General features: G+C 68.7%; 5 protein-coding genes. 3 read left to right on the top strand and 2 right to left on the bottom strand.

Features of this window, described 5'->3' with window-relative positions; all coding sequences use genetic code 11:
* Positions 1-574: SAM-dependent methyltransferase (locus B2W70_RS12765; protein WP_286746216.1), on the bottom strand; the 574-nt coding region annotated here is incomplete at its 3' end.
* Between the two features lie 231 nt (positions 575-805).
* On the opposite strand from B2W70_RS12765, the gene B2W70_RS12770 reads away from it, so the two are divergent.
* The 3 genes from B2W70_RS12770 to B2W70_RS12780 are packed head-to-tail and all read left to right on the top strand — an operon-like array spanning position 806 to position 3,002.
* The gene (locus B2W70_RS12770) at positions 806-1,597 is read left to right on the top strand and encodes an SDR family oxidoreductase (protein ID WP_286746197.1); all 792 of its coding nucleotides are present in this window, start codon (positions 806-808) and stop codon (positions 1,595-1,597) included.
* Positions 1,598-1,617: 20 nt separating this feature from the next.
* Positions 1,618-1,989: a dihydroneopterin aldolase gene (locus B2W70_RS12775; RefSeq protein WP_058088468.1), complete on the top strand. Its 372-nt coding sequence runs from the start codon at positions 1,618-1,620 to the stop codon at positions 1,987-1,989.
* On the top strand, positions 1,986-3,002 hold the full coding sequence (locus B2W70_RS12780; protein WP_286746200.1) for a helix-turn-helix domain-containing protein: 1,017 nt from the start codon (positions 1,986-1,988) through the stop codon (positions 3,000-3,002). The genes B2W70_RS12775 and B2W70_RS12780 overlap by 4 nt, the downstream gene beginning before the upstream one ends.
* 95 nt (positions 3,003-3,097) lie before the next feature.
* On the opposite strand, the gene B2W70_RS12785 is transcribed toward B2W70_RS12780, so the two are convergent.
* The coding region (locus tag B2W70_RS12785; protein WP_286746202.1) for a lipase family protein at positions 3,098-3,521 on the bottom strand (424 nt) is incomplete at its 5' end.

The following is a 3,521-nucleotide window of genomic DNA, read 5'->3' on the forward strand; positions in this document are numbered from 1 at the left end:
CTTCGGGGGCTGGGCGGTCGGCCCAGCACAGGGTGGGCTGAGTCGGGGCGCTTGGGGTGCCAACCACGTCTTGGGTGGGGGGCAGCTCGGCCAGCGACACGCCGCGCTCCAGCCAGCGTTGGCCGCCCCAACTGAGCAGCTGCACAGGCATGGCGTCGAGCACCTCGTTGCCGACGACCACGCCGCTCAACTCGTCGGGCAGGCTGTCGGCCCAGATGACTTTGTTGACCAGTTCGGGGTGTGCCTTGAGCAGGCGCTGGTGCTGGCGTTCGCGCAGTGCGCCAGACAGGTCGACGATGACGTAGCGGTCGATCTGATCGCCGAGTTCGCCCAGCAGTTGTTCGGCCAGTGCCCCGGTGCCGGCGCCGAACTCCCAGATTTCGCGGGTGCCGGTCTCTTTCAGCGCCTGGGCCAGCTGGCGCGCCAGCACCTCGCCGAACAGCGGCGTGAGCTCGGGGGCGGTCACGAAGTCGCTGCCGTCCTGAGGGCGGTGGCCCAGCACTCGCCGGCCGCCACTGTAGTAGCCCAGGCCCGGCGCGTAGAGCGCCAGCGCCATGAAGCGGTCAAAGCCCATCCAACCGCCTTGCGTCCGGATTTCGTCTCTGATCAGGTGCAGCAGGGGGGACGCGGGCAAGGGGGCGGCCACTACACTGGGCGCCTGTTGGCGAGCGTGGGGGCTGGACGTGGGGCGGTTCATGCCCTGATTGTAGGAAGGCTGCGGCCGTGTTCTGCTGTCGGACACCGTGCCGTCCACCCTCGCGCACCCACCGTTTCAGCCGCAGCAGCCGTTCCAACGCGCCCAGACATGACCTCATCCCCCGATTCGCCCACCCACGCCGCCCCGGTCCGTCGCGTCGTGCTCGTCACGGGGGCGGCCCGCCGCCTCGGCCGCGAGATCGCCCTGACCCTGGCCCGCCAGGGCTGGGACGTGGCCGTGCACTGCCGCATCTCGCGCGTCGAGGCCGTGGCCACCGTGGACGAGATCCGCGCCATGGGTCGCCGCGCCGAGGTCTTCACCGCCGACCTGTCCGACGAGCAGGCCACCCGCGAGCTGGTGCCGCGCATCACCTCGGCCCTCGGGCAACTCGACGCCGTGGTCAACAGCGCCTCGACCTTCGAGTACGACCGCGCCGACTCCTTCACCTACGCCATGCTGGAGAAGCACCTGCGCGCCAACACCGCACCTGCCATCGTGCTGTCTCAGGCGCTGGCGGCGCATGTGCGGTCGAGGCAGTGCGAAGGCGCCGTGGTCAACCTGCTTGACCAGAAGCTGTGGAACCCCAACCCCGATTTCCTGAGCTACACGCTGTCGAAAGCCGCGCTCGAATCGGCCACGCAACTGCTGACACTGGCCCTGGCGCCCACCGTGCGCGTGGTCGGCGTGGCCCCGGGCCTGACGCTGACCAGCGAGTGGCTCCAAGGCGAGAAGTTCGAGCAACTGCACCAGCTCTCGCCCTTGGGGCGCTCGTCCACGCCCGAAGACGTGGCCGCCACCGTGGCCTTCGCGCTGGCCAACCGCTCGATGACCGGCACCACGCTGCTGGTCGACGGGGGCCAGCACCTGCAGCGCTTCGAGCGCGATTTTTCGATGATGTGACGAGACGCGAAAGACCGGACATGTCCCTGACCAAAGGCAATCAGACCCTCACCCTCACCGGCCTGCGCTTCACAGCCAGCCTGGGCGTGCTCGACCACGAAATCGATTCGCCGCAACCCATCATGGTGGACGCCGAGCTCAACATGGGCAGCCAGCCCCTGCTGCCGCACGACGACGAGATCCTCAACGTGCTGGACTACCGCAAGGTGCGCCAGGCCATCATCGAGGAGTGCAACGCGGTGCACGTGAACCTGCTCGAGACCATGATCGGCAAGCTGTGCAACCGCCTGATGGACATGCCTGGCGTGCTGGGCGTGCGCGTGAAGATCGCCAAGCTGGAGATCTTCGACGACTGCGAGGTCGCCATCCGCATGGAGACCGGTCAGTGGTGACGCCGCTGGTCAGCCCGGGCTACGGGCTGGCCGTGCTCGCGAACCTCGAATCGCGCGGCGTCGATCCGGTGCCCGTGTTCGGCCCCGACTGGGTGGCCCGCGTGCGCCAGCCCGGTGGCCAGATCCGCCTGACGCTCGACGAATGGCTGACGCTGCTGCGCCGCGCCACCGAGGCCTCGGGCGACGCGGCCTTCGTGGTCAAGCTGGCGGGGCACATCCGCGGCCGCCACCTGGGCATGCTGGGTTTCTTGCTGATGTCGTGCGAGTCGCTGGCCGAGGCGGCGCTGATTTTGCAGCGCTACGAGCGCCTGCACGACAACTTCAACGCCGCCGAATTCCACGTCGAGGGCCAGCGCTTCAGCCTGACCTGGCGGCCGCTGGTCGAGCAGCCGCCGATGGAGTTGGTGCTGCTGTCGATGTCGCTGTGGGCGCACCATGGGCGCTGGCTGTCCGAGCGGCCAGACCTGGTGGCCGACGTGCGCTTTGCCTTTCCGCGTCCAGCCTCGGGCGAAGTGGTCGAGGCCTTGCAGCAGGCCTTCGGGGGTGAGGTGCTGTTCGACCAGCCGCTGCACCAGATGCATGGCGAGACGAGCCTGCTGATGTCACCCGTGGCCCAACGCAACCGCGAGGTGCACGCCTCGCTGCGCCTGCAGGCAGACAGCGAACTCTCGCGCCTGTTGGGCGAAGAGCTCGGCTTCCTCACGCACCTGGAGTGGGTGCTGGCGCAAGGCCTGGCGCAGGGCCGCGTCACGCTGCAGCAGACGGCCGAGGCCGTGAACCTGGCGCCGCGCACCCTGCAGGCCCGCCTTGAAGCACAGGGCCTGAGCTTTCGCGAGGTGCTCGATCGCGTCAGGCACCGCATGGCCGAGCACCACCTGGGCAACATGGGGTTGCCTTTGGCCACCGTGGCGGCCCGATTGGGGTTTGCCGACCAGAGCGCCTTCCAGCACGCCTTCAAGCGCTGGAGCGGCCAGTCGCCTGGCGAGTTCCGCAGGCGGTTGACGGGCAACTGAACGGCCGTTCGGGCCGAGAGGCGCCCAGCGGAGGTCGCCTCCCGGCGCCCCGCTTGTGGCGGCTCAGCCTTTGGCGGCCTCAACGCCCGGTCTGCTCATCGGCAGGTGCTCGGCGCCGGCTTGTCGGCCAGGCGGTCGCTCAGGTACTGCAGCGCGCCGCTCCAGCCGGTCACGGCCAGCAGGATGTGGTCGTTGAAGGTGCGCTTGTAGCTGACCTTCACGCCCTGGCTGCAGTAGGACTGCACCAGCGCATCGACGTCCTTGATCGGCATGAGCTCATCCACCGTGCCCTGGTAGATGTGGATCGGGGCACCTGGCTTGCGCTGGCCCAGGCGGTTGGCCGCGATCACCTGCTTGACCATCGGCACCTCCAGCAGGTCGGGCACGTTGACCAGGTTCTTCATGCGCTGGAAGGCAAATGCCATGAGCGGATCTGGCGCGCCGGTCAGGAACTGGCCCAGGCACATGTCCTGCGCCTTGACCAGCATCTCTGCACCCTTGGCGTTGACCAGTGCGGCG

It is taken from the genome of Aquabacterium sp. UBA2148 (assembly GCF_002328915.1).
GTDB lineage: Bacteria > Pseudomonadota > Gammaproteobacteria > Burkholderiales > Burkholderiaceae_C > Aquabacterium > Aquabacterium parvum.